The organism is Desulfobaculum bizertense DSM 18034, assembly GCF_900167065.1.
Lineage (GTDB): Bacteria > Desulfobacterota > Desulfovibrionia > Desulfovibrionales > Desulfovibrionaceae > Desulfobaculum > Desulfobaculum bizertense.
Window position 1 is genome coordinate 192042 of the sequence record NZ_FUYA01000003.1, and the last position, 22548, is coordinate 214589.

Consider the following 22548-nt stretch of genomic DNA (forward strand, 5'->3'; position numbering starts at 1 on the left):
TCCTCCACACCAGCCGTTATATGCGCAATTCAAAGCCCTGCTCTGCAAGGGCAGAAAGATCATCATCAAAAGATTCTTCCATTTCACGCCGTTTGGCTTCAAAAGTTTCCTGATTCCAGATTTCGAACTTTCGTCCGACACCAGCGACAACAACGTCCCGGTCAAGCCCTGCATACTTGCGAAGATGCGGAGGCACAAGGATTCGTCCCTGTTTATCGATTTTGACGTCCATTGCGCCGGAAATAAAAAAGCGCTGGAAGTTGCGAAGCCGCGAATCAAGCATGTTTATCTGATTAAAACTGTCCTCAATGCGTTCCCACTCGGACAGGGGATATCCCACCACGCAGCCATCAAAATTTGTCAGCATAAAAGCCCCCTCAGCAGAGTCCCCGTCCTCAAGGGACCGGTATTCTGGAGGAAGCATGAGACGCCCCTTTGCGTCGAGGCTTCTGTATGTATGGCCGCGGTATGTGATCATGAGTGCACCTATACCCACTCTTTACCACAAAATACCACCAAACACCGTAATTCTGTCAAGGAGAAAAGCAAGACGTGGAGCTTGTTTTCCGGAATTGGGGCGTGTTTTTTGGCGTGTGGGAAATGCCTTTCGTCTTTTCATCCACAAAACGGGGAAGATGCGTCTCGTTTCACCCTCTGCACAAAAAGCCATGCAAGGTTCAATTTTTTTTCACAACAGAACGGGCTAAACAGAACAAAGCTGGATAACGCTTTTTTTCACAGAGTTTTTGTACTCCCAAGGTCCACAATGCAGAGCTTTTGCCAAGGCTCACGACTCCCACAGGGCACGGCTCAAAACCACAGCAAACTTATCAAGTTTGTATTTCTGCCGACAAAGAGCCTGTACCTCCTGCAATTTGCACGACTTTATATGTTCCGGTGCTCTTGTTCAGAGCTTTCGTACCCATGCAAAATATGCTACTGAGCGTAAACCGCACATGCGGGCCGCTTTTTACCATGTTCGATCACATCACCACCACAAGGTTCAAGCGTTTATGGCACTACTGAAATCTTCTATCCCAAATGGACTGGACGAAGAGTATTATCAGATTACTCCTGAAATCCTCACCAGTTTCCCCAAATTCCGACTGCCCCTTGCCACGTACAAGCTCAAGGAAGACACCGTTCAGGTTCTTGTCTTCAAAAAAGCTGGAGAACGCATCAGCAAGGAAGAGCAGGAAATCCTTGCTGGACTCTGTGCCAAAGGCGACATCTTTCTGGCCCGCAGCGACCACGCCATTTACTCCAAGCACATCAGCAAGCAGCTTGACCTTGTTTTGCAGGATGAGCACCTCAAAGAAGCTGAAATTGCAGAAATTTTCCAACACGCCATCACGGACCAGCTTGAGCTGTTTATGCTCCAGCCCGTGGCGGTGGTCTATGAAAAGCTCTACTCAGACCTCATGGTTCTGACCGAGTACCTCTGGGAAGATCACAATAGAATCAAGGCGCTCATTCGCCGCCTGCACCCAGAGCACAGCCTCGCCCGCCACAGTTTCAACAGTGGCATTCTGGGCCTTGGACTTTTCTACAAGATTATGAACGGAGAAATTACCCGCCGCCTCTTTGACAAGGTTGCGGTTGCCCTCTTCCTGCACGACATGGGCATGAGCAAAATTCCATCGTTCATTCTGAAAAAGACCAAACCTCTGACGCAGGACGAACTGCAAAAAGTCCACAGTCACGCCAAAATCGGTTCAAAAATGGCGCACAAGCTGGGGCTGGTCTACGAAGAAATTCAGATCTGTACCATGCAGCACCACGAACGCATTGATGGTTCTGGCTATCCCAACAAAACGCGCGACATTAAAAAACTCGGTCGGGTCTGCGCCATTGCCGACGCCTACTGCGCCATGACCAGCAAACGCGTCTATGCCGACGCCAAGGACCCCAAAGAAGCCTTGGCAGAACTCAAGAACCATTCCGACAAATTTGATGGACGCATTGTGTCCCAGCTCGCCAGCGCTATTCTTCTTGGCGACTGGTAGTCCACTGACTGCACACAAAAAAGGGAGCACGCGACATTGCATGCTCCCTTTCTTTCTCTCTTTTTCTGACCCTAGCGCAGAACGAGTCCACCCTCTTCGCCAGGATCCACAGTGACAGTGGATCCTGCCTCGACTTCACCCGCAATCAGCTTCTTTGCCAAAGGTGTTTCAATGGCATTCTGCAAATAGCGGCGAAGTGGACGCGCGCCAAAGGCTGGTTCATACGCGGTCTCGGCAATAAAGGTCTTTGCCGCATCAGTCAGCTCCAGCGACATGTCGCGCTCTGCAAGGCGTTCCCGCAGGCCACGCAGCATGTATTCAATGATTTCCTTGAGCTGGGACGCACTCAGCGGCGTAAAGCTCACGATGTCATCGACACGGTTCAGGAATTCAGGACGGAAATGCTCACGCAGAGCACCCATCACCTGTTCCTGCACTCCGGGTTTCAGCTGACCTTCATTATCAATCCCGTCCAACAAATACTGGGAACCAAGGTTCGAGGTCATGATAATGATTGTGTTTTTAAAATCCACCGTACGACCGTGGCTGTCAGTCAAACGCCCATCGTCCAGAATCTGGAGCAGAGCATTAAACACATCTGGATGCGCTTTTTCAATTTCATCGAAAAGCACAACCGAATACGGCTTGCGACGCACAGCTTCGGTCAGCTGTCCACCTTCGTCATAGCCCACATATCCGGGAGGCGCTCCGATCAAACGGGCCACCGTATGCTTTTCCATGTATTCTGACATATCGAGGCGAATCATATTCTCCTCGGTATCAAACAGCGCTTCTGCCAGTGCCTTGGACAACTCAGTTTTTCCCACGCCAGTCGGTCCCATGAAGATAAACGAACCAATGGGCCGCGACGGGTCTTTCAGTCCGGCACGGGCACGCAGCACAGCATCAGAAACAGCGGTCACCGCCTCATCCTGCCCCACCACTCGGCTATGCAGAATGTCTTCCAGCCGCAAAAGCTTGTCGCGCTCTGTCTCCAGCAAACGCGTCACCGGGATACCAGTCCAGCGGGCAATGACATTTGCCACATCATCCGGACCGACTTCTTCCCGCAACATACGGCGTTCATCGCCATCCTCACCACCCTGCGCCTTGAGCTGCTTTTCCAGCGCTGGCAGGGTTGAGTATTTCAGCTCAGCCGCGCGGTTATAGTCCAGAGCGCGCTCAGCTTCTTCAATCTCATGGCGGGTTCGCTCAATATCCTGCTTGAGCTGGCGATTGCCTTCAATCGAACCTTTTTCCTTTTCCCACTGCATGGTCAGGCTGGCCTGCTCAGTCTTGAGATCAGCAAGCTCCTGCTCCAGCTTCCCAAGACGCTCCTGAGACTTTTCATCGGTCTCGCGCCGCAGGGCTTCACGCTCAATCTCAAGCTGTGTCACCTTACGGTTCAAATCGTCCAGTTCCGCTGGCAGTGAGTCAATTTCTGTACGAATCATGGCCGCAGCTTCATCAATCAGGTCAATAGCCTTGTCCGGAAGCTGGCGATCAGGCAAATAGCGGTGCGAAAGCGTTACAGCCTCAACAATCGCGCCATCGGCAATACGCACGCCATGATGCACTTCGAAGCGTTCCTTCAGCCCTCGCAGAATGGATACAGAATCTTCAACAGAAGGCTCTTCCACCAGCACAGGCTGGAAACGACGCTCCAGTGCCGGGTCTTTTTCAATATATTTTCGATACTCATCAATGGTCGTGGCACCGATGCAGTGCAGCTCGCCACGAGCCAGCATCGGCTTAAGCAGGTTTCCGGCGTCCATTGCGCCATCAGCCTTGCCAGCACCAACAATGGTATGAATTTCATCGATAAAAAGCAGAATCCGGCCGTCTGATTTCTGGACTTCTGCCAGCACAGCCTTGAGCCGTTCCTCAAACTCACCGCGGTATTTGGCTCCAGCGATAAGCGCTCCCATATCCAAAGCAAAAACCGTTTTGTTTTTCAGCCCCTCCGGTACATCCTCTTTGAGGATACGCTGGGCAAGGCCTTCAACAATAGCGGTTTTACCAACGCCAGCCTCACCAATGAGCACGGGGTTGTTTTTGGTCCGACGGGATAAAATTCGAATGGTCCGGCGGATTTCATCATCACGGCCAATCACGGGATCAAGCTTGCCGCGTTTGGCTTCTTCCACCAGATCGCGACCATACTTTTCCAGCGCTTCATAGGATTCCTCAGGATTTGCCGAGGTCACCCGGTGTGCGCCGCGCACGTCCGTCAGGATATGAAGAATCTTGTCCTTATCAATTTTGAACTGCTGATTCACGCGGCCCACGCCCGTCGACGCGGGTTCCTCGCACAGCACAAGAAAAATATGTTCGACGCTGACGTATTCGTCCTTCATGCGTTTGGCCATGTCCTGCGCCTTGAGCAAAACCTCATTCAGGCGCTGAGTTACATAGACCTGCCCCGGACTTGCGCCGGGACCAGAAACACTCGGGACTCTGCCAAGCTCCTGACGCAAGGCCTCGGTATAGGCCTTGGCCGTATACCCAGCTTTTTCAAGCAGACGAGGAACAAGCCCATCTTCCTGCTCAACAAGTGCCAGCAGGAGATGCTCGGCATCAACGCTCTGGTGGCCAAAGCGGATGGCGATATCCTGCGCGGCCTGAACAGCCTGCTGGGACTTTTGGGTAAACGAATTAAAATCCATAGCGTAACCCTCCGCTTGTTTGCAGGCTCAAAGCCTGCGAACTTCTGCCCAGGGAAACCCCGGGCAGAAGGAATGTACAAAGGTCTTCCAGCTCTTTCCGCGAGAGAATATGCTCTCACTCTACACCAGAAGACGAACAGGAACACTCCCGCCCGCATGTGCACAGGCGGGACATTTTCAAGATTCTGGCCTAAAAATCGCGCGGACTAAACTCTCCGCTCTCTTCGGCCAGAGATTCCCACAGCTCACGCTGGTGATCTGTCATTTTTTTTGGCATCTTAATCATCACTCGCACAAACTGGTCGCCCTGTTTGGCTCCAGAACCAAGGCCACGGCCACGAATGCGCATCTTTTGGCCACTGGAGATACCTGCTGGAACTTTAAGCTCAACAGGCTTATCCAGAGTAGGCACCTGAACGTGTGTTCCCAATGCAGCCTCCCACGGTGCCAGCGGCAAATCCAGAACGACATTCAGGCCGTCCAGTGTAAAGCGTGGGTGTGGCTGAATGGCTGTACGCAGGTACAAATCACCCTTTGGACCACCGTTTCGGCCGGGGTGCCCCTGACCAGACAGACGTATCCGTGCGCCATTCTTGATTCCTTTCGGGACATTGACTTCCAGCGTCTTGGTGCGCATTGTGGGCATACCATTTGGCCCGGTAACGCGCTCCTGAAGGCTGACGCTTTTGCGCCCACCCAGAAACGCCTCTTCCAGCGTCAGGTGCAACGTGGTTTCCGCATCCTGCCCTCTACTCGGTGCAGCATGGAATCCCCCGCCGCCACCAAAACCACCACCAAAGGGGTTCTGGTGACCGCCACCAGCACCACCGAAAATGGTCTCAAAAAAATCGCTGAAGCCAGAAGCATCAAAACCTGCTCCGCCTCCTCCAAAGCCCTGGAAGCCCGGCGGCGGCTCAAAGTTCTGTCCATGTTGATAATTCGGTCCAAGCTGATCATACAGACGGCGTTTCTTGTCGTCCTTTAAGACCTCATAGGCCTCATTGATCTCCTTGAACTTCTTCTCAGCCTCTGGGTTGTCTGGATTCAGATCAGGATGATATTTTCGTGCAAGACGCTTGAACGCCCTTGCGATCTCCTCTTTGGAGTCGCCGCGTTTGACGCCCAGCACTTCATAGTAATTTTTATATTCAACGCTCATCTCGTTAAGCACTCCTTGCTACCGCGAATTCTCGCCTTTCGGCAGTATCTAAATAAGCTGCCTGAACCGAGAGTCAAGTATCCAAGCGTGTTAGAGGAACGGATTCGTATGCTGAAAAGTCTCCCTGTTCTCATGTATCATTATATTAGCTCCTGGCCCAACTCCATTGCCGTGGACCCGGAAGTTTTTGAATCGCACCTGACCGCCATGACTGAAGCGGGATACAGAGGTATTAGCCTCGACTCCGCCGTTGCCTATCTGCGCGACGGAAAGCCACTCCCCAAGAAATCCGTCCTCATTACTTTTGACGACGGCTTTCTCGACAACTATGTCACAGCGTGGCCACTCCTGCGACAGCATGGGCACAAAGGCACCATCTTTGCCGTCACCAACAAAATTGGGCACGACGAGCATCCGCGCCCAACGCTCTCCGATGTCTGGGATGGCTACATCAATTATGAGCAGCTCCCGCCCGTCAACAAGCCCTTCCGCACCAATCAGGAAGGCCTGCGCATTCGCACCGACATGTTTTTTTCGTGGAAAGAAGCCCGCGCCATGGAAGCCGACGGCACAATGTCCATTGCCGGGCACACCCATTTTCACCGCTCCGTCTTCAAAAGTAGCTCCTTCTCTTCCCTCTACGCTCCCGGCGTTCGCAAGCGCACCTTTGACCGCATTGACGAGAAAGTCATATATGGTCTTCCCCGTTTTGAGGACGGCCCCTCAATGCAGCATCGCGCCTTCCGCCCTTCTGATGCCCTCTACGAATTCATTGAAAAAGAAGTCCCTCAGGACAAGCACGAAGCACATGAATATTTTCGCGACGAAAAGCGAAAACGCAAGCTTTTGGAGCAACTCAAGACCCTCCCCGAATCCCAGCTCGGGCGCTATGAATCACAGAATGAATTCGAAGAGCGTGTCTATGAGGAATTACGCACGTCGCATCGCGTTCTTGAGCAGGAACTGGGACGGCCTGCAAATGTCCTCGCCTGGCCCTGGGGCGCAAGCTGTGAAGCATCCGTTCGCATCGCCGAAGAAATCGGATTCTCCGTCCTCTTCACCACGAAGGTCGGCCCTAACCCGCCCTCCGTCACCGCAAACCACGCCCATCGTTTCAAGGTGCGGAACAAAAGCGCGGCCTGGCTCAAGTCACGTCTGCGCATGTATTCCAACACCTGGGTCGCCAAAGCGTATGGCATGATTCACAACAAATAAGATAACAAGACTCCGTCTCGTGCTCTGCACGGGGCGCTAGGGTGGGCGGGGACTCTGTCCCCGCACCTCTGCAAGGGGCGCTGCCCCTTGACCCCGCCCAAGGACGAGGCCCTTGGGAATCCCGCTATCGCCCAAAATTAAAGGGCCGGATGTGTGAAAGCCGTTGGCTTTCCCTTACATCCGGCCCTTTAATTTTGGCCTAGTGGCGTTTCCCTAGCGCGTGTTCTTCTGCCCTTTCCAGACCGCACTTATTTTCTTTTTGAACGCTCGCGTTCAAAAAGAAAATGGTGGCAACGCACGGGAAAGAGAAAGAGCTTCTTTACGCCATTCTCACCCAAGTTTGAATTTCATTCACGCGAAGCGTGAAGGGAATTCAAACTCGATGAGGATACGTAAGGGAATCATTCCCTTACGCGGGGGTTTGGGGGCAGGCCCCCAATTTTCCCCCACCCGCCCATCCAGCACTACCGTGCTGGGGCTGGCCCCGGTTCTCTCCCCTCCCACCTATCCAGCCTCACGAGCTGGGACAGTGCCCCCAATATTACTTACGAACGCGTGCCAAAAGCTGAAGCTTGTCGAGGGCGTCGGCGAGGGTGTCCTGAAGTGATTCGACAGCGGGGAGGACGAAATGGGCCACGCCGAGATATAGGGACTCACGCTCGGCAAAGGCAGCGCGCAGGTCGTCCTCAAGGCTGGAATGCGCGAGAGATGGCCGCTGATCCTGCAGTGGATCAGCCTGAAGACGCTGCACCAAAACGGGCACTTCCGCGTAGAGATAAAAAACGGGTCCGGAACGATGCATCAGCTCACGATTTTCCTGGCGAAGCACCATGCCACCGCCGGTAGAAATCACCTGCCCTTTGCTTTTGGAGACCGAACGAAGAATTTCTGCTTCGGCATCGCGAAAGGCACCCCATCCGTTGGCTGCGACAAAGTCGGCAATGGACTGCCCGTGCTGCTCCACGAAAACATCATCAGTATCGAGAAAGGGGCGAGAGAGCTTCTGGGCAAGAAGCTTCCCAAGGGTTGTTTTACCACTGGCGCGCATACCCACTAAATAAATATTGGTCTCGGACGTATACGGAACAGGCGCAGGAGCCTTTCCAAAGGCAACCGACCGTGATTCGTCTTCGACAGCGATTTTCTTGTTGAGGGGATTCTGAGGAACGATTTTTCGCATAAAAGAACTCCAAAAAAGTTTGGAAAAGTGGGGCAGACTGCGCGCAGACATGAGTCTTCAAAAAAACACAAAAAACGTATTGAGACTTGTACTGTGAGGATACATGAAAGGCAACCAAGGGGGAAAAGAGACACGAAAAGGCCAAAAGGAGCGCTGACAGAAAAGGGAAAACAGGGTAATTATGAAAGACTGAAAAATCTTTGTTCCATCGTGTGGTGTCCCTGACTGTATCCTGAGATGCACGGAGAATTGTATGAATCCGCAAATACTAGGACAAGCCCTCTTTGCCCTGTACGCCCATACACAGGAAGCAATAGCAATCCTCGACCAAAACGAATGCGTCGTGGACATAAACCCAGCGTTTTCGAGACTTTTTGGCTACCGACGTGATGAAATACTCGGCCAAAAGCTTGGGGCGTATATCTCCCTGCATAACGCGGCAGAGGAAATTTTCCTTCAGGCAGGACGAGTGCAGCGAGGGAAAACAGTCCGCATGCAAACCACACGCAAACATAAAAGCGGCCGTCCACTGCATGTGCTGGCGGTGGGTTACCCTGTACTCCTCGCAGAAAAGACGTATGGCATCTGCGCAGTGTATACAGACTATAGCTATAGAGAAAAGCTCGCCAAGGCCCTGCAGCAAGCCGAACAACGCTATAAGGAATTCTTTGAGATAGCCCCGGTTGGGCTGTATATCTCCACCCCGAATGGCCGCTTCATGAAGGCCAATCAAAATCTCGCAACCCTGCTTGGCTACGACAGTATCGCAGAAGTCACTGACACAATTAAAAATATCGGCAAAGAGATTTATGAAACCGCTTCGGATAGAGATGCCCTCATAAAAGGACTCCAACAAAACGGACAGGTTAATGATTTCCACACGACTTTTGTAAAAAAAGACGGCGAACATATCTCTGTTCGGCTGGACGTGAGCCAGGTCCATGATGAAGAAGGGGAATTCCTGTACTACGCAGGCTGTGCAACACAAATTGCCCCTAAAAAGGGAGAATCATAGGCCGACCGCTTCGCCCCCCTTGCAACGCTGAGACACTCAAAAAAGAGTGTGTGCGGCACGCGCTCAAAGACCACCAAAAAATCCAGCCCTTCTGTACTTTTTCTCATAAGTACCGATATGCCCTATGCGACTCTGTTTTTTCATAAAACAGACAATGCCACAGGGAATTTTACACATTCAACAGAATTATCTCTTTTATATCTTACTGTTATATTGATGAGTCTACAATTCATAGCATTTAAGTCGTGACAGAAAACAACGCTGCGTGTATTCTCTGCTGTGGATTTTCTCCACAGTACCTTTGTCGCCATATTTATTTGTTATTGATTACTTTTTCTTCTTCAATCCTCACAGCTCAACACCAATGACGACACGCAAAAAGACGGCATCCAATCCTCTGCTCACCCGTATTGCCAAAGTGTATAGCACCGCACTGCATACCCATCAGGATGAGCAACTTGCCAAGGCCAAGCTCCTTGAATTTGTCCAAAAGGTCCTTCGTAAACTCGGCGCCAGCTTAACCGCTGAAAAACTTGAACAAAAAGCACAGGGACTCGTCCACCTTGCAATCGAAGAGGCGGAGCGAACCCTTGCGGCCGAAAAATCTCCTTACCTGAACACGCTGACAATCGGTGATGGTTCAGAATCGTATACGATCAATTTTTTCCCAGACATCCGTATTCCCAATACGGAGGAAGAAAAATCTCGCTGGCAAGAGTTCCTTGATCTTCTTGCGCCCAAAACGCGCATAGGAAAAGACCAGAAGACAGATGAAATCGGCATCCAGTTCCGGGACGGCTTCTGGCTTGGCGATCTGATCTTCAAGGACGACGTGCTCTCGCTGTCCATCATCCCAAACGTGCATACCATCCGCAAAAATTTTGTGGCGCGAGCGGCACAGGTCGTCAACAGTACCTTTGCCCATGAGGTCCGCATCCAGGGCGATATGCACATCAACTGCCAGCTCTTGCGCCAGCCTTCGCCCCGCATTGAACTTGAGGGGGAACTCTGGCTCTATGGACTCCGCTCCATGCACGATGCCCAGTTCACACTGGACCAGCTCATGGACTGGGGCCTTAGGGCAGGCGGGCACCTCCATATCCGCAGCGATATTTTTGTCCTGCAAAAAATTGAAGAAAGAGGCGCCGCCACCCGCTGGATTCTGGAAGGCGAGAATATCCTCAGCTGCTACGAATGGACCAGCAGCACATGGCAGTATAAAAAACGGGAACGCCTCCGCCCCGAGGCATTTCACCACGTCCATTCGCGGCTGCAACGCCTCTGCCTTGAGCTTGGACTCGGCTCTGATTTCATTGCCGAAAGTATCTCGCGCACGCCCGAAAACATCGACAAAATCTGCCTGTATCTTGACTTTTGCCGAAGCCAGTCCCTCGCGGAAATTTCCTCAGAATCCCCAGAACGTCAGGGCACAAACACCATCATTCGCCTGCTGAGCGAACTTCGCCGACTCTTCCTGTCCTCCTACATCAACGAAGCACTCGCCCGCTCCATCATCAAAGACCTGACCGATGACGACATCAAATCAGCCGTAGCGTTCAGCGCCCTTCCCCGGCGAAAAGTGAGCGAAAAAAAACTCCGGCAAGATTACAACTGGCTCGTGCGAATGCAGGATGAAGGCTGCGATATTTCCGAAGTCATGCCGAATGGCCTGAGCGCAGGACGCTTTCTGCATGTCACAGTTGAATCCGACGCGGCAATGCGCGCCTTGCACCATGCAATGAGCGGCCTGTATGAAAAATTTTCCAGTTTCAAGGACACACACAAGAGCCTCAGCAAGCTCTCGTTCCGCCGTTTTTTGGAAAAACCTACAGCCTTCCTGAAAATGCTGGAAGCAAGCAGTTCCGAAAAAGACCTTCCAGTGCTCCAGGATATGGAACGGATCTGCCTTGAGCTTGGCCAGACAGAACGCCGCCAGTTCCTGCGCAAGGTCTCCCAAAACATGCAGGCAGCACATAACGACGATGATAACGCTGCTGATGACAAAGAGCTTCTCAATACACTGTTTGCGGTGACGCACTGCGACATCACAGAAATCCCAGTCAACACGCTCCAGCTCCTTGAGCTGCTGTCACCTTTCCTTCATGGAGTTCAGCGCTACAGGGTCGAGCTTCTGCTCAAGGCCATGCGAGAAGGGCCGGATGAAGAGTACCCTTTGACTGGCGCGCTCACGGATGTGTATCAAAACCTGACAGGCACAGAGCTGCTTGATCTTCTGCGGCGACGCTCACTGCTTATGCTGGACATCATCCAGATGTACAACAGCCTGACAGCAAGCCCCACAGCACCAGCGCCACACGCCAGTTCCGCCAGCAGTCTTTCTGCGGAAACGCTCCTGGCCATGAAAAACAGACTGGAACGCCTCTGCCTCAAGATTGGACTGGGCCGCAGCTTTCTGGATGGACATAGCGATGCGCTGGAAAAGAATCTCTTCAAGGTACTGACATATTTTGAAATTTCCCTTGGCCAGCACATCAACAACGAGACAGCTCTTGCAGGAGAAGAGCTTGAGCTGGTCAAAACAGGGTACCGATCCCTGAGCCTGCTCCACACGGCAGTCAAAACAGGGCAGGAAAGCACAGAGCTCCAGGACGCGCTTGACCATATGGACAATGCCTTTTTTGATGCACTGGCACAGGCCTTTGCCCTGCCTCGCACTCCTCTGGGACTCAAAGCATTCCGCCGGGACGTCAAAACACTCGCCACCCTGCTTTCCCCCTCTCTCAGGCTCACGGACCTTTTTGGCCACAGCGGGCGGCTCCTGCTTTTCCTGAACTCCTGCCTTAGCTCCAAAAAGATGAAAAAAGCACTCTCGCCATTTCTCAAGCCTGTGTACTTCTCGCTGGAGCAGATTGAGACAGAAAAACAGACTATCGGACTCAATGAACTCCTGCGGCGTCATGCCCCGCACCGGGCCGCAGAGCGATACTTTGCCAGTAGCCCACAGGAAGAAGTCGAACAGCTTCTTACAGCTCTCAGAGACATGCTTGATACAGAACCTGAGGGCATCCTAAATAATCTTGTACAAAGCGCTTCTTCCAAGCCCTGCGCCAAGGAAGTCGAGGATCTGCGCCTTATCAACGCGCTCCAGACCCTCACCGGACACCCGCTGAACTTCCTGCGCCTTGATGCTCGACAGGCTGGAGTCCTGTTCCTGCTGCTCCTTTCCCGCTTTGGTGCAGAGCAGCTCCGACAACTCTTTGAGCACGAAAACTTTGACGGCGTGAGTGCAGGACGCATTGCCAAACGCCTGAAAGACGAACTAAACTGGCACTACGCTATAGCATACAAATATAATATGCTTTCAACAGTCAGCGAGAAAGCAACAGAATAATCAATCAACAATTTAAAACACGAAAGGGAGTATACTGCTCCCCTTTTTTTGTGGGAAATCGTATGCAAAAGCTTGCGTGAGAACACGCCCTTGCCATGCTTTCATATTGAATTTTGCCCCAGACTCCTGCACAGTATACAAGTAAGAAAAGGGATATACTTGGCTCCGGAGGGGACATGCTCAAAATTCAGGACATCGAAAGTGTTATCGACGCGATGATTCCCGCAATACACAACGCGACCATATCGTTTCACCCACAGGAGGAGGCAGAAGAAAGCTGGTGGGTTCTTATCTGTGGAGCCTGCGTTGACGAAGACTGCGAAGAAGAACGCGCCGAAGCCCGGGCTGAACTCGAGCAAAAGGTGGCCGAGGCAAAAGTAGAGTTGTATGATTTCATCTGGATTTGGGATAAAAATGGCACTGCACAGCTGATTCATTCCCGACACTCCAGTAAAAAAAGCGCCGAAATTCAGGCTCATGAACTCAGCGCAAAGGGTCTCAGTGTTCGGATAATGCCCTGTTTCTGTACGACATAACACGCAGCAAGGAGAGGCCGCGCCTATGAACGAACTGCTCCGCCCATGCCGCAATGTTTTCGTGACCTTTCGCAAAATCTGCCTCGACAGGCGCGTTTTTAATCTTTTTCTCGCCATCGCCATCGGAACACTTTCCGGGCTTGGCGCAGTCCTGTTTCACCACATCCTCCAGGGTGCACAATACGCTTTCTATCAAGAATCCGGAGACATCCTGGGCTTTTATGGCGGCCTTGCCCGCTGGAAACTTTTCCTCCTCCCGGCCCTTGGCGGCCTAATCGTTGGCATCATTGTCCGCTATGGCGCATCCGAGGCCAAGGGGCATGGCGTTCCAGAAGTTATGTCAGCCCTCACCCTGAAAGGTGGACGTATCAGAAAACGGGTTGCACTGGTCAAAATCATTGCCTCTGCCGTGTGCATTGGCTCTGGTGGCTCGTCAGGGCGCGAAGGGCCAATGGTTCAGATCGGCTCAAGCGTTGGGTCGACCCTTGGACAACTCTTCCGGGTTCCGGTCATGGAGCAGCGCACTATGGTTGGCTGTGGCGCAGCCGCAGGCATTGCCGCAACCTTCAATGCCCCAATCGCAGGCACACTCTTTGCGCTCGAAATTCTCGTTGGCGATTTTGGGCTGAGTTCCTTTAGCCCGGTGGTGCTCTCCTCTGTCACCGCAACGGCCATATCCCGCGCATACTGGGGCGACCTGCCAACATTCAATCTCCCACTCTACGAAATCCATTCCTTTTGGGAATACGGCATCTATCCGTTCCTTGGCATACTGGCCGGACTTGCCGCAGTGCTCTTTATTTCCGTGCTCTATGCGTCCGAAGACTTTTTTGAGCGGCTTGCTCTGCCGGACTGGACAAAGCCCGGTCTTGGCGGCCTGCTTCTGGGAAGCGTACTTTTTTTCTTCCCCCATGTTTTTGGCGTGGGATACGGGAGCATGAACCTTGCCCTGCACGGACGGCTCCCCGGCCTCATGCTGCTTGCCCTTGTCTTTGCCAAGGTTATTGCCACCTCATGCACGCTCGGTTCTGGCGGCTCTGGCGGCATCTTTGCCCCTTCGCTTTTTATTGGAGCCATGACTGGCGGCTTCTTTGGCTGGCTCGCCATGCTGCTGTTCCCCGGCTACGTTGCCCCTTCCGGAGCCTACGCCCTTGTCGGCATGGGAGCAGTCGTCGCAGGCACAACACAGGCACCAATCACCGCAATTCTCATTCTTTTTGAAATGACAGGTGACTATAAAATCATCCTGCCCATGATGATCACCTGCATTATTGCCACGCTCACGGCTTCGGCCATCAAATCCGGTTCCATCTATACCCTCAAGCTCAAAAAACGCGGCATAGACATATCCGGAGGCCTTGAACAGAATATCCTGCGTACCCTGCGCGTCGGATCATTCATGTACAAAGGCCCTGCTACCATCCCGGAAGACATGCTTCTCATCGACATTATTCAGACCTTCCGCTCTGATGATGCCTCGTACCTGCATGTGCTTGATGACAAGGGTCTGCTTGCTGGCATCATTTCCTTCCGGGATATTCGCCCCTACATGAACGAAGAATGCTTTGGCAAAGGCACCACAGCCGGAAAAATCTGTACCAAAGCTCCAGTTACGGTGACCCCGCAGGACAGCATCCAGAGCGCGCTTGCCATCATGGGGCAGCACGGAATTTCACAGCTCCCAGTGGTGGAGTCAGGAGGGACTCGCCGACTGCTTGGAACGCTTCCGCAACGTGATGTTCTGGCGGCCTATGACAAGGCAGTGCTCAAGCGTGAAATTCAGGAATCATAAGCAAACAGGGCTTGCCAGCACAGGCCCACTGCTTCATGCTACCCGCATGGTACAACGATATTCTTTTCATTCCTGCGCCTGCTCCATTCTGCTGGCCTGCGTCCTGCTGCTGGGGCTGTGCTGCTCCGGCAATGCAGCAGGCAAGCTTGACGAACTGGCCCAGCGCGGCGAGCTGGTCTGTGGCGTACGGAGCACAGTTTACCCCTTTGGTTTTATTAATCCGCGCACCAACGACCTTGAAGGTTTTGACGTTGATCTGGGCAAAGCGATTGCCGCCGACCTCGGACTCCGTGCGCGCTTTATGGCTGTCTCCTCACTGGAGCGCATCCCTGCGCTTTTGCGCGGCGACATTGATCTCATCGTTGCGGCCATGACTCACCAGTTTGACCGGGAATCCCAGATTGATTTTTCGCTGACCTACTTCATGGACGGCCAGCGCCTGCTGGTCCGCAACGGTCAAGGCATCAGGAGCATTTCTGACCTTGCAGGCAAAACCGTTGGCGTGACCCAAGGCTCCACAGCAGAAAAAAACCTTTCCGCTATTCAGCCCAACTGTCATATCCGGGAATTCCCGAACTACATTGCCTCGTTTCTGGCGCTCAAAAAGGGCCTAATCTCAGCAGTCAGCACCGACTCGACAATCCTTTTGGGGCTGAAGGCCGCCGATCCTAATCCCTATCTCTGGGACATTGTGGGGGCCTACATGTCGGATGAGCCATACGCCATTGGCCTGCCTCAAAACGATTCTGCATACCGGGACAGAATAAACTATGCATTATCAAGGATATGGCTTCGCGGCGAATACATGGAGATCTATAACCGCTGGTTTGGCGCAGGGACACCGACGTATCTTCCAACAGACTGGAAAATGGAAATCTGGCCGGGGCAGCTCAAAAATGCCGACAGCAAGGGGACTCTGAGACCATAGGTCCTTTTTTTCCCAATTGCCCTTTCTCTCGTTCACAAGAGTCCGGTATGTATGGTACTCTTTTTTCTACAATAAAAATGCATCTGCTCGTCACGACGTGAATCAGTTCTTCACCGTTTATTCTCATTTTTAAAAAAGCGGTAAATTATGATTGCTGAGTGTTCACTCCCGAGATACAAAGAACAAAGTTTTTACGAAAATTACAAATCTGTTCTTTTCCATGCCGCATTTCAGGAGAGCGTCTCTTTCCAAGATGAGCATCTAATGCATTGGCATTACTGAGCCAACCTCGTTTTGACGGTTGGCTTTTTTGCGTTTTTGTAATTTCTTACCGCAACAGAGAGAAAGGAAATGGCCAAACCCAAGAAAGGACAAACTACCATCACCGTGTACCCCGACTGGTGCAAGGCATGTGGGCTGTGTGTCGCATTCTGTCCCGGAAAGGTGCTTGAGCTCGACACCGTTGCTGGATGTGCTCGAGTGGTGCGGGAAGAGGAATGTATCAACTGTGGCTTTTGCGAGCTGCACTGCCCAGACTTCGCAATCGTTGTGACGCCCAAAGCACACGCTGCTGAACAGAACGCGCCCAAAAAAGAGGCAGGAGGCAGTCAATGACCCAGATTACCCGCTCAAAGGAAATTTTTGCTCTTGGAGCAGAAGCCGTTGTCGAGGGGGCACTCCTCGCAGGGTGCAGTTTTTATGGTGGCTACCCCATCACTCCGTCTTCGGAAATCATGGAAGGCATGTCTGCCCGTCTGCCAAAGAGTCCAGACGGTGTTTTCATGCAGATGGAAGACGAAATTGCGAGCATGGGCGCTGTAATTGGGGCATCCCTTGCCGGGCGCAAAGCCATGACCGCAACCTCTGGACCGGGTTTCTCACTCATGCAGGAATTTATTGGCTATGCCTGCATGACAGAAGTTCCACTGGTTTTGGTCAACGTTATGCGCGCAGGCCCGAGCACCGGACTCCCGACCAGCCCGGCTCAGGGCGACGTGCAGCAGGCTCGCTGGGGCACGCATGGCGATCACGCCATCATCGTCCTTTCTGCCTCAGACGTGCAGTCCTGCCTCGAAATGACCGTCAAAGCCTTTAACTTTGCCGAGCGATTCCGTACTCCTGTTATCCTGCTCCTCGACGAAATCACCGCTCACACTCGCGAAAAAATCACCATTCCCGGTCCCGGCGAAATCGAAATCATGTCTCGCGTACGGCCCTCCATGCCGCCTGAATGGTACAAGGCGTTTGAAGAAACCACTCGTGGCGTTCCGCCCATGCCTCCCATTGGCTCCGGCTATCGCTACCACGTCACCGGTCTGACTCACGACGACAAAGGCTTCCCGACTTCAAAACCATCGGAAGTGGTCAAGGCCATTGACCGCCAGTTCCGCAAAATTGACCAATTCTTTTATGAGATATCCATCACGGAAGAATTCATGTGTGACGATGCAGACACCCTTGTCGTGGCTTACGGCAGTGTTGCCCGCTCCGCACATCTTGCCGTGACCAAGGCTCGTGAAGCTGGCGTCAAAGCTGGTCTGCTGACTCTGGAAACCCTCTTCCCCTTCCCCCGAACGGCTCTGGAAAGCCTCCTGCGAAACTGCAAGCAGATCATCGTTCCAGAAATGAACATGGGCCAAATATCCCGCGAGGTAAAACGCGTGAACGAGGGACGCGCCATTGTGCAGACCATCAACCGCATTGACGGGCGCATCATCACTCCCCAGCAAATCTTTGACATTCTGAGGAAGGGTTAGCCATGTCAGAAATTACCCAACTCATTCATCACTACCTGCGGCACGACAAAAAGTTCCCCCATGTGTACTGCCCGGGCTGTGGGCATGGCATCGCCCTTGGCTCACTCATCCGCAGTGTTCACGGGCTGGAAATTCCCAAAGACGACGTCACCATTGTTGCCGGTATTGGCTGCTCTGGCCGCATGGCCGTCTATGTCGACTTCAACACGGTGCATGCCGTACACGGCCGCGCCATCCCCATCGCCTCCGGCATAAAGATGTGCAACCCCAAGCAGCATGTCATTGTCATCACGGGTGACGGTGATGCCATGTCCATTGGTGGCAACCACTTCATACATGCCGCGCGCCGCAACATCGGCCTGACGGTCCTCGTTCTGAACAACGCCATTTACGGCATGACAGGTGGCCAGTGTTCAGCCACAACCCCACAGGCAAGCTGGACCAGCACCTCCCCATATGGCTCCCTCGAAGAGCCTCTCGACATCGTCAACATGGCTTCCGCTGCTGGCGCAAACTATGTGGCGCGTGGAACTGTTTTCCACGTCAAAGCTCTCGACAAAATGATTACAGAAGCCATTCAGCATCCCGGCCTGAGCGTTGTTGAAGTGCTTACCCCGTGTCACACTCAGTATGGCCGCAAAAATTCGTACAAGACCCCCATTGCGATGTATGAATGGCTCAAGAAAAACGCCATCAGCAAGGAGCGCTACGAGGCCCTTGACCCCGAAAAAGCCAAAGAAAAAATCCCGACAGGCGTTTTTTGTGAGCACGGCAAACCCTCCTATGAAGAACGCTATCAAGAACTTCGAAAGAACCTTGCGAGGTCATAAGCATGAGCTCTCACGCAACGCTTCAGCGTTTTGAAATATGTCTTTCCGGTCTTGGTGGTCAGGGCGTCCTCACGCTTGGCAAAATCATGGGGCAGGCCCTCGCCCTTGGGCATGGGTTCAACGTGACCCAGACCCAGAGCTACGGCCCAGAAGCCCGTGGTGGTGCCAGCCGCTCTGATCTCGTTATCAGCACGGAGTCCATCAGCTACCCAAAGACGGATAAAATCGACCTGCTTGTTGCCCTCTCTCAGGAGGCCTGCAACAAGTATTACAGCCTGCTCAAGCCAAACGGCGTGCTTCTCGTCAACGACACGCTCGTCAAGCAGGTCCCCACCAATCAGTATCTGGGCCTCCCCTTTAGCGAACTCGCGCAGGACAAACTCGGCCTTATTCAGGCCATGAACACCATTGTCCTCGGCGCCTGTTCCTTCCTGCTTCCCTTTGCCCAGCCCAAGCTCATGAAAAACTCTCTGGAGCAAACGCTTCCAGCAAAGATTCTGGACATCAACATCAAGGCGTTCAGCATGGGCCACGACGCAGCAAAAGAGAAATACAAGGCTCCGCCCAGTGAATGGGCTGACCTGTATCCGCCAGCAAAATCAAAAAAATAGCGCACAGGGCACCCTCCGGGGTGCCTTTTTCTTGCACTCTTTCTGCTTTTTACACCGCAACCACTTGCCTTTTAATTGCAAAGGAGTACAACTTTTGCGCTATGTATTACGACGTTCACACCCATGCATTTCATCCAAAAATCGTTAAAAAGGTTCTTGTACAGCTCGAAGAACATTATGGTCTTCCCGCAGTAGGCTCTGGTCTTATCACTGATTTGCTGGACCGCATTCATCGTGCGGGCATCAACAAAGCCGTCGTGCATACTGCCGCAACTACTCCCGCTCAGGTTATCCCCGCCAACAACTGGGCCATCGCCCTTGCCGAGCGTTTTCCTGACGACGTCATCTCGTTTGGCAGCATTCACCCCGGCTTTGACCGCTGGCGCTGGTCTTTGGACCGCCTGCAGCAGGCTGGTATTCGTGGCATCAAGCTTCATCCAGACTTTCAGGGCTACTCCCTCGACGCTCCAGAAATGGAGCCTATTTTTGAGGAAATGAGCGGCCGCTTTGTCGTTATGCTTCACGTCGGCGACCAGAACCCGCCCGGCCAGAATGCGACCGACCCGTACAAGGTGCTCGCCCTGCACAAAAAATTCCCCAAGCTCCAGCTCATCGCCGCGCACTTTGGCGGCGTCTATCACTGGAAGTGGGTTCTCGACAGCGGACTCGCAGACGCCAATATTTATTTTGACACGTCCAGCACCCTCTCCCTTATTCCAGACGACCAGCTCAAAGAAATCTTTCGCCGCCACCCTCGAGACAAATTTCTCTTCGGAAGTGACTATCCGCTCGCTGACCCCGGTGAGGAAATGCTCGAACTCAAAAAACGCCTCTCACTCTCCCAGCAGGAACTCGAGGACATTATGGCCCACACAGGCGCCCTCCTCGGCGAATAGCTCCCCCCTTTTCACAAGCTTAGGACACCACCCCCCTTCATGTCGTGGTGTCTTTTTTTACCCCTTCGGTGCAAACTCATGCGTAAGATTTGCCCCTACCATTCTTAGTCACTCCTTGAAATTCCTTCTCTCTCAATACTTTTCAGGCTCTTACTCCCCTTTTTTCCCAAAAAATGTCCGACCAATTTAATTTGCTGGACTCTCTCAAAAGGCAGTGCTACCCCCAAAAAACCAGCTCACAAGCTGACTGAGTATTCAATCAGCTTCAGCACTGGAACTATACGACGCCGGAGGATTTATGCGCGTTCTCATCGTTAACACGACCCCGAACGAACGCACTGCGCTCGTTGAGCGCCTGACACGTCTCGGTATTGACGTGGACTTTGCTGATAGCGTTCGACTTGCTGTCCACTTCTCGCACATGATGCGGTACAGCGCTGCCATCTTTGAAAATGGCACCCCAACTGAAGAACTGGAGCGACTCTATCTCGCTCTCCAGAGACGACAGCCGTGGATGAAAATCCACCTCCAAAATCGCATACCAGAGCAGCACGATACCGACGACTTCGTCGCCCGCATCGCTCCACAACGCTCCGCTCTCAACAGCGCCGCGCTCTGTGCGTAACTCACAACTCTGCACCCTCAGGCCACTTGAAAAAGTGGCCTTTTTTATTGGGGCGCTGCCCCAAGCCCGGGTGGGCGGGTATTGTTTTATTGGGGCGCTGCCCCAACCCCTGCAAGGGGCGCTGCCCCTTGACCCCGCCCAAGGACGAGGCCCTTGGGAATCCCGCTATCGCTCAAAAAAAATAAGGCTGAATGGGATGAAAGCTTCGCTTTCCTCTCCATCAGCCTTATTTTTTGAGCTAGGGGAATTTCCTCAACGCGTGTTCTTCTGCCTTTTCCAGACCGCACTTATTCCTTTTGAACGCCGAAAGGCGTTCAAAAGGAATGGAGGCAACTCACGGGAAAGAGAAAGAGGCTCTCGACGCTAGCCCCATTAAGTTTAAAAGCCGTGCAAGCGAAGCTTGCACGGCTTTTAAACTCGATGAGGATACGTAAGGGAATCATTCCCTTACGCGGGGGTTTGGGGGCTGGCCCCCAATCTTTCCTTCCTCTTCTTTTCTTCTATACCTGCGCAGCGATCAAACGCTTACCACGCAGTGCGGGCGATAATTTCTTTAACGCGTTCCTCGTTGTGCTTTTCTTCGAGGACGAGGCGTTTTGCCTGAGCGACGCAAATTTTATCAGTAAGGAGGTCGATGTCGACGGGCTTCTCCATGAAGTCCATAGCGCCGAGTTTCATTGCCTCAATACCGAGTTGAATAGTTGCGTGGCCGGAGAGCAACAGAATCTGAAGATCTTCGTTAAATTCTTTGAGTCGTTCAAGGGTCTCGAGTCCGTCCATACCGGGCATCTGAAGATCGAGGACAACGGCGTCGAAACGGCGTTCCTCGGCGAGTTTCAGTGCTGAGGGACCGTCATAGGCCACATGAACATTAAAGCTCCGATTTTGGAGACGTTCTGCGAGGGTGTCGACAAACTCTTTGTTGTCGTCACAAAGCAAAACATGAACAGCCATCATGGATGGGCATTGGCTCTGCATGAGAGATTTCCTCCTCTACGCCATAGGGATATGCAATTCAAACCAGTCAGGGCCAGAGTCACACCGGGCATGCTGTGCCTGAGTCAGCGCCACCAGAGGAGCACTCTCCACGGTCTTGCATCCTTCGAAACGGACAACGGCATCCCCATCTTTTTTTAACAGACCGATGCCGAGCACACTGTGCTCCGACATGGTCAGGGTACATGCATCCAGACAGGCAAGCAGCATTTGCTGAATGGCAAAGGGAGATCCCAAAACCATCACATCGTCGGCGGGCTGGACTTTCAGCTCGACGCCCCGCATGGTCGCAAGGCGGAAAAAGAGTCCCGTAGCCAGCTCCACTGCTTCTGTCATGTTCACTTCTTCGCGCAGGTGGTCCACGCTATGGGCGAAACGGTTCAGGCGTTTCACTGCCTCATCAGCGTGTACGGTTCGCTTCTGAACGTCAAGGGCAAGCTGAGTAATGCGGGCGAGACTCACGTCTTTCCCTCTGGCCTGCATAGCGAGCAAGTCACTCAAAAGGCCAGCCTTTTCACGGATGGTCGCCAGATGATTTTTAAACTCGTGCGAAACGCTCGCGGCGACTTTTCCAAAACAGGTTAATTCATCTGTCCAGTCCCGATCACTCATGATTTTCCCCTTTTAGAGCTGCAAGGCAGCCTTTACCCGCTCAAGTAAAAGGTCCAGCTGGACAGGTTTCATCAAATAGTCACAGGCTCCAGCTTCGCAGCCAGCATCGCGGTCCTGTTCTGATCCGTGCCCAGTCATAAAGATAAATTTCATTCCGGGGCGTGCCCGGTTAAGGCTATGCATGACGTCAATACCGCTGGCTCCAGGCATTTTCATATCGACGATAACCACGTCGTAAGCTTTTTCCTGAACAAGAGACAATGCCTTTCCGCCATCAAGCGCGTAGTCCGTATCGATTCCACGAAGCTCAAGACGCTCCGCGAGAGTTTCTACAAGTTCAGCCTCGTCATCAACCAGCAAAATATGCACGTT

At 52.8% G+C, this 22548-nt stretch carries 20 protein-coding genes; 13 read left to right on the forward strand and 7 right to left on the reverse strand.

Going from position 1 to position 22548, the window contains the following annotated elements:
- Positions 1–16: 16 nt before the first annotated feature.
- Complete coding sequence (gene mraZ / locus B5D23_RS05915; protein WP_078684492.1) at positions 17–478, reverse strand: division/cell wall cluster transcriptional repressor MraZ; 462 nt, start codon at positions 476–478, stop codon at positions 17–19.
- Between the two features lie 535 nt (positions 479–1013).
- Here mraZ and B5D23_RS05920 point away from each other — a divergent pair.
- A complete protein-coding gene (locus tag B5D23_RS05920; protein WP_078684493.1) occupies positions 1014–2006 on the forward strand; it encodes an HD-GYP domain-containing protein in 993 nt (330 codons plus the stop codon).
- A gap of 71 nt (positions 2007–2077) precedes the next feature.
- Here the strand turns inward: B5D23_RS05920 and clpB are convergent, their stop codons facing one another.
- Together clpB and B5D23_RS05930 are read right to left on the reverse strand one after the other, a co-directional pair.
- A complete protein-coding gene (gene clpB, locus B5D23_RS05925; RefSeq protein ID WP_078684494.1) occupies positions 2078–4672 on the reverse strand; it encodes an ATP-dependent chaperone ClpB in 2595 nt (864 codons plus the stop codon).
- 190 nt (positions 4673–4862) lie between these two features.
- Positions 4863–5831: a DnaJ C-terminal domain-containing protein gene (locus tag B5D23_RS05930; protein WP_078684495.1), complete on the reverse strand. Its 969-nt coding sequence runs from the start codon at positions 5829–5831 to the stop codon at positions 4863–4865.
- A gap of 108 nt (positions 5832–5939) precedes the next feature.
- On the opposite strand from B5D23_RS05930, the gene B5D23_RS05935 reads away from it, so the two are divergent.
- On the forward strand, positions 5940–7046 hold the full coding sequence (locus B5D23_RS05935) for a polysaccharide deacetylase family protein (RefSeq protein ID WP_078684496.1): 1107 nt from the start codon (positions 5940–5942) through the stop codon (positions 7044–7046).
- 541 nt (positions 7047–7587) lie between these two features.
- Here the strand turns inward: B5D23_RS05935 and aroL are convergent.
- Positions 7588–8226 (reverse strand): shikimate kinase AroL, encoded by a 639-nt coding sequence (gene aroL / locus B5D23_RS05940; RefSeq protein WP_078684497.1) that lies wholly within the window; start codon positions 8224–8226, stop codon positions 7588–7590.
- A 253-nt stretch (positions 8227–8479) separates the two neighbouring features.
- On the opposite strand from aroL, the gene B5D23_RS05945 reads away from it, so the two are divergent.
- From B5D23_RS05945 to B5D23_RS05995, 11 genes are all read left to right on the forward strand, one after another.
- Positions 8480–9241 (forward strand): PAS domain-containing protein, encoded by a 762-nt coding sequence (locus B5D23_RS05945; RefSeq protein WP_078684498.1) that lies wholly within the window; start codon positions 8480–8482, stop codon positions 9239–9241.
- Between the two features lie 364 nt (positions 9242–9605).
- The gene (locus B5D23_RS05950; RefSeq protein WP_144012562.1) at positions 9606–12593 is read left to right on the forward strand and encodes a hypothetical protein; all 2988 of its coding nucleotides are present in this window, start codon (positions 9606–9608) and stop codon (positions 12591–12593) included.
- Positions 12594–12769: 176 nt separating this feature from the next.
- Positions 12770–13129: a hypothetical protein gene (locus tag B5D23_RS05955; protein WP_078684500.1), complete on the forward strand. Its 360-nt coding sequence runs from the start codon at positions 12770–12772 to the stop codon at positions 13127–13129.
- Between the two features lie 25 nt (positions 13130–13154).
- Positions 13155–14921 carry a chloride channel protein gene (locus B5D23_RS05960; protein ID WP_078684501.1) on the forward strand — a complete coding sequence of 589 codons (1767 nt, stop codon included), beginning with the start codon at positions 13155–13157 and terminating at the stop codon, positions 14919–14921.
- Positions 14902–15849, forward strand: coding sequence for a transporter substrate-binding domain-containing protein (locus tag B5D23_RS05965; protein WP_234985069.1), 948 nt, complete (start codon positions 14902–14904; stop codon positions 15847–15849). Before B5D23_RS05960 ends, B5D23_RS05965 begins: the two co-directional genes overlap by 20 nt.
- Before the next feature lie 351 nt (positions 15850–16200).
- Complete coding sequence (locus B5D23_RS05970) at positions 16201–16464, forward strand: 4Fe-4S dicluster domain-containing protein (RefSeq protein WP_078684502.1); 264 nt, start codon at positions 16201–16203, stop codon at positions 16462–16464.
- The gene (locus B5D23_RS05975) at positions 16461–17606 is read left to right on the forward strand and encodes a 2-oxoacid:acceptor oxidoreductase subunit alpha (protein ID WP_078684503.1); all 1146 of its coding nucleotides are present in this window, start codon (positions 16461–16463) and stop codon (positions 17604–17606) included. The genes B5D23_RS05970 and B5D23_RS05975 overlap by 4 nt, the downstream gene beginning before the upstream one ends.
- Before the next feature lie 2 nt (positions 17607–17608).
- Complete coding sequence (locus B5D23_RS05980) at positions 17609–18436, forward strand: 2-oxoacid:ferredoxin oxidoreductase subunit beta (protein WP_078684504.1); 828 nt, start codon at positions 17609–17611, stop codon at positions 18434–18436.
- 2 nt (positions 18437–18438) lie between these two features.
- Positions 18439–19047 carry a 2-oxoacid:acceptor oxidoreductase family protein gene (locus B5D23_RS05985; RefSeq protein WP_078684505.1) on the forward strand — a complete coding sequence of 203 codons (609 nt, stop codon included), beginning with the start codon at positions 18439–18441 and terminating at the stop codon, positions 19045–19047.
- A gap of 101 nt (positions 19048–19148) precedes the next feature.
- Positions 19149–19943 carry an amidohydrolase family protein gene (locus tag B5D23_RS05990; RefSeq protein ID WP_078684506.1) on the forward strand — a complete coding sequence of 265 codons (795 nt, stop codon included), beginning with the start codon at positions 19149–19151 and terminating at the stop codon, positions 19941–19943.
- A 298-nt stretch (positions 19944–20241) separates the two neighbouring features.
- The gene (locus B5D23_RS05995; RefSeq protein WP_078684507.1) at positions 20242–20568 is read left to right on the forward strand and encodes a hypothetical protein; all 327 of its coding nucleotides are present in this window, start codon (positions 20242–20244) and stop codon (positions 20566–20568) included.
- 525 nt (positions 20569–21093) lie between these two features.
- On the opposite strand, the gene B5D23_RS06005 is transcribed toward B5D23_RS05995, so the two are convergent.
- Genes B5D23_RS06005 through B5D23_RS06015 form a run of 3 tightly spaced genes read right to left on the reverse strand, consistent with a single transcriptional unit; the run spans position 21094 to position 22545 of the window.
- Positions 21094–21546, reverse strand: a complete 453-nt coding sequence (locus B5D23_RS06005; protein ID WP_233812890.1) for a response regulator — start codon at positions 21544–21546, stop codon at positions 21094–21096.
- A gap of 15 nt (positions 21547–21561) precedes the next feature.
- On the reverse strand, positions 21562–22176 hold the full coding sequence (locus B5D23_RS06010) for a sensor histidine kinase (protein WP_078684509.1): 615 nt from the start codon (positions 22174–22176) through the stop codon (positions 21562–21564).
- A gap of 12 nt (positions 22177–22188) precedes the next feature.
- The gene (locus B5D23_RS06015) at positions 22189–22545 is read right to left on the reverse strand and encodes a response regulator (protein ID WP_078684510.1); all 357 of its coding nucleotides are present in this window, start codon (positions 22543–22545) and stop codon (positions 22189–22191) included.
- Positions 22546–22548: the final 3 nt, after the last annotated feature.

Bases quoted from the DNA above. Each gene is read 5' to 3' on its own strand.
- B5D23_RS05990 (WP_078684506.1), top strand. From the start codon at position 19,149: ATGTATTACGACGTTCACACCCATGCATTTCATCCAAAAATCGTTAAA.
- B5D23_RS05955 (WP_078684500.1), top strand. From the start codon at position 12,770: ATGCTCAAAATTCAGGACATCGAAAGTGTTATCGACGCGATGATTCCC.
- aroL (WP_078684497.1), bottom strand. From the start codon at position 8,226: ATGCGAAAAATCGTTCCTCAGAATCCCCTCAACAAGAAAATCGCTGTC.
- B5D23_RS05920 (WP_078684493.1), top strand. From the start codon at position 1,014: ATGGCACTACTGAAATCTTCTATCCCAAATGGACTGGACGAAGAGTAT.
- B5D23_RS06005 (WP_233812890.1), bottom strand. From the start codon at position 21,546: ATGCAGAGCCAATGCCCATCCATGATGGCTGTTCATGTTTTGCTTTGT.
- B5D23_RS05975 (WP_078684503.1), top strand. From the start codon at position 16,461: ATGACCCAGATTACCCGCTCAAAGGAAATTTTTGCTCTTGGAGCAGAA.
- B5D23_RS05980 (WP_078684504.1), top strand. From the start codon at position 17,609: ATGTCAGAAATTACCCAACTCATTCATCACTACCTGCGGCACGACAAA.
- B5D23_RS05960 (WP_078684501.1), top strand. From the start codon at position 13,155: ATGAACGAACTGCTCCGCCCATGCCGCAATGTTTTCGTGACCTTTCGC.
- B5D23_RS05930 (WP_078684495.1), bottom strand. From the start codon at position 5,831: ATGAGCGTTGAATATAAAAATTACTATGAAGTGCTGGGCGTCAAACGC.
- B5D23_RS05985 (WP_078684505.1), top strand. From the start codon at position 18,439: ATGAGCTCTCACGCAACGCTTCAGCGTTTTGAAATATGTCTTTCCGGT.
- clpB (WP_078684494.1), bottom strand. From the start codon at position 4,672: ATGGATTTTAATTCGTTTACCCAAAAGTCCCAGCAGGCTGTTCAGGCC.
- mraZ (WP_078684492.1), bottom strand. From the start codon at position 478: ATGATCACATACCGCGGCCATACATACAGAAGCCTCGACGCAAAGGGG.
- B5D23_RS06010 (WP_078684509.1), bottom strand. From the start codon at position 22,176: ATGAGTGATCGGGACTGGACAGATGAATTAACCTGTTTTGGAAAAGTC.
- B5D23_RS05945 (WP_078684498.1), top strand. From the start codon at position 8,480: ATGAATCCGCAAATACTAGGACAAGCCCTCTTTGCCCTGTACGCCCAT.
- B5D23_RS05935 (WP_078684496.1), top strand. From the start codon at position 5,940: ATGCTGAAAAGTCTCCCTGTTCTCATGTATCATTATATTAGCTCCTGG.
- B5D23_RS05950 (WP_144012562.1), top strand. From the start codon at position 9,606: ATGACGACACGCAAAAAGACGGCATCCAATCCTCTGCTCACCCGTATT.
- B5D23_RS05995 (WP_078684507.1), top strand. From the start codon at position 20,242: ATGCGCGTTCTCATCGTTAACACGACCCCGAACGAACGCACTGCGCTC.
- B5D23_RS05970 (WP_078684502.1), top strand. From the start codon at position 16,201: ATGGCCAAACCCAAGAAAGGACAAACTACCATCACCGTGTACCCCGAC.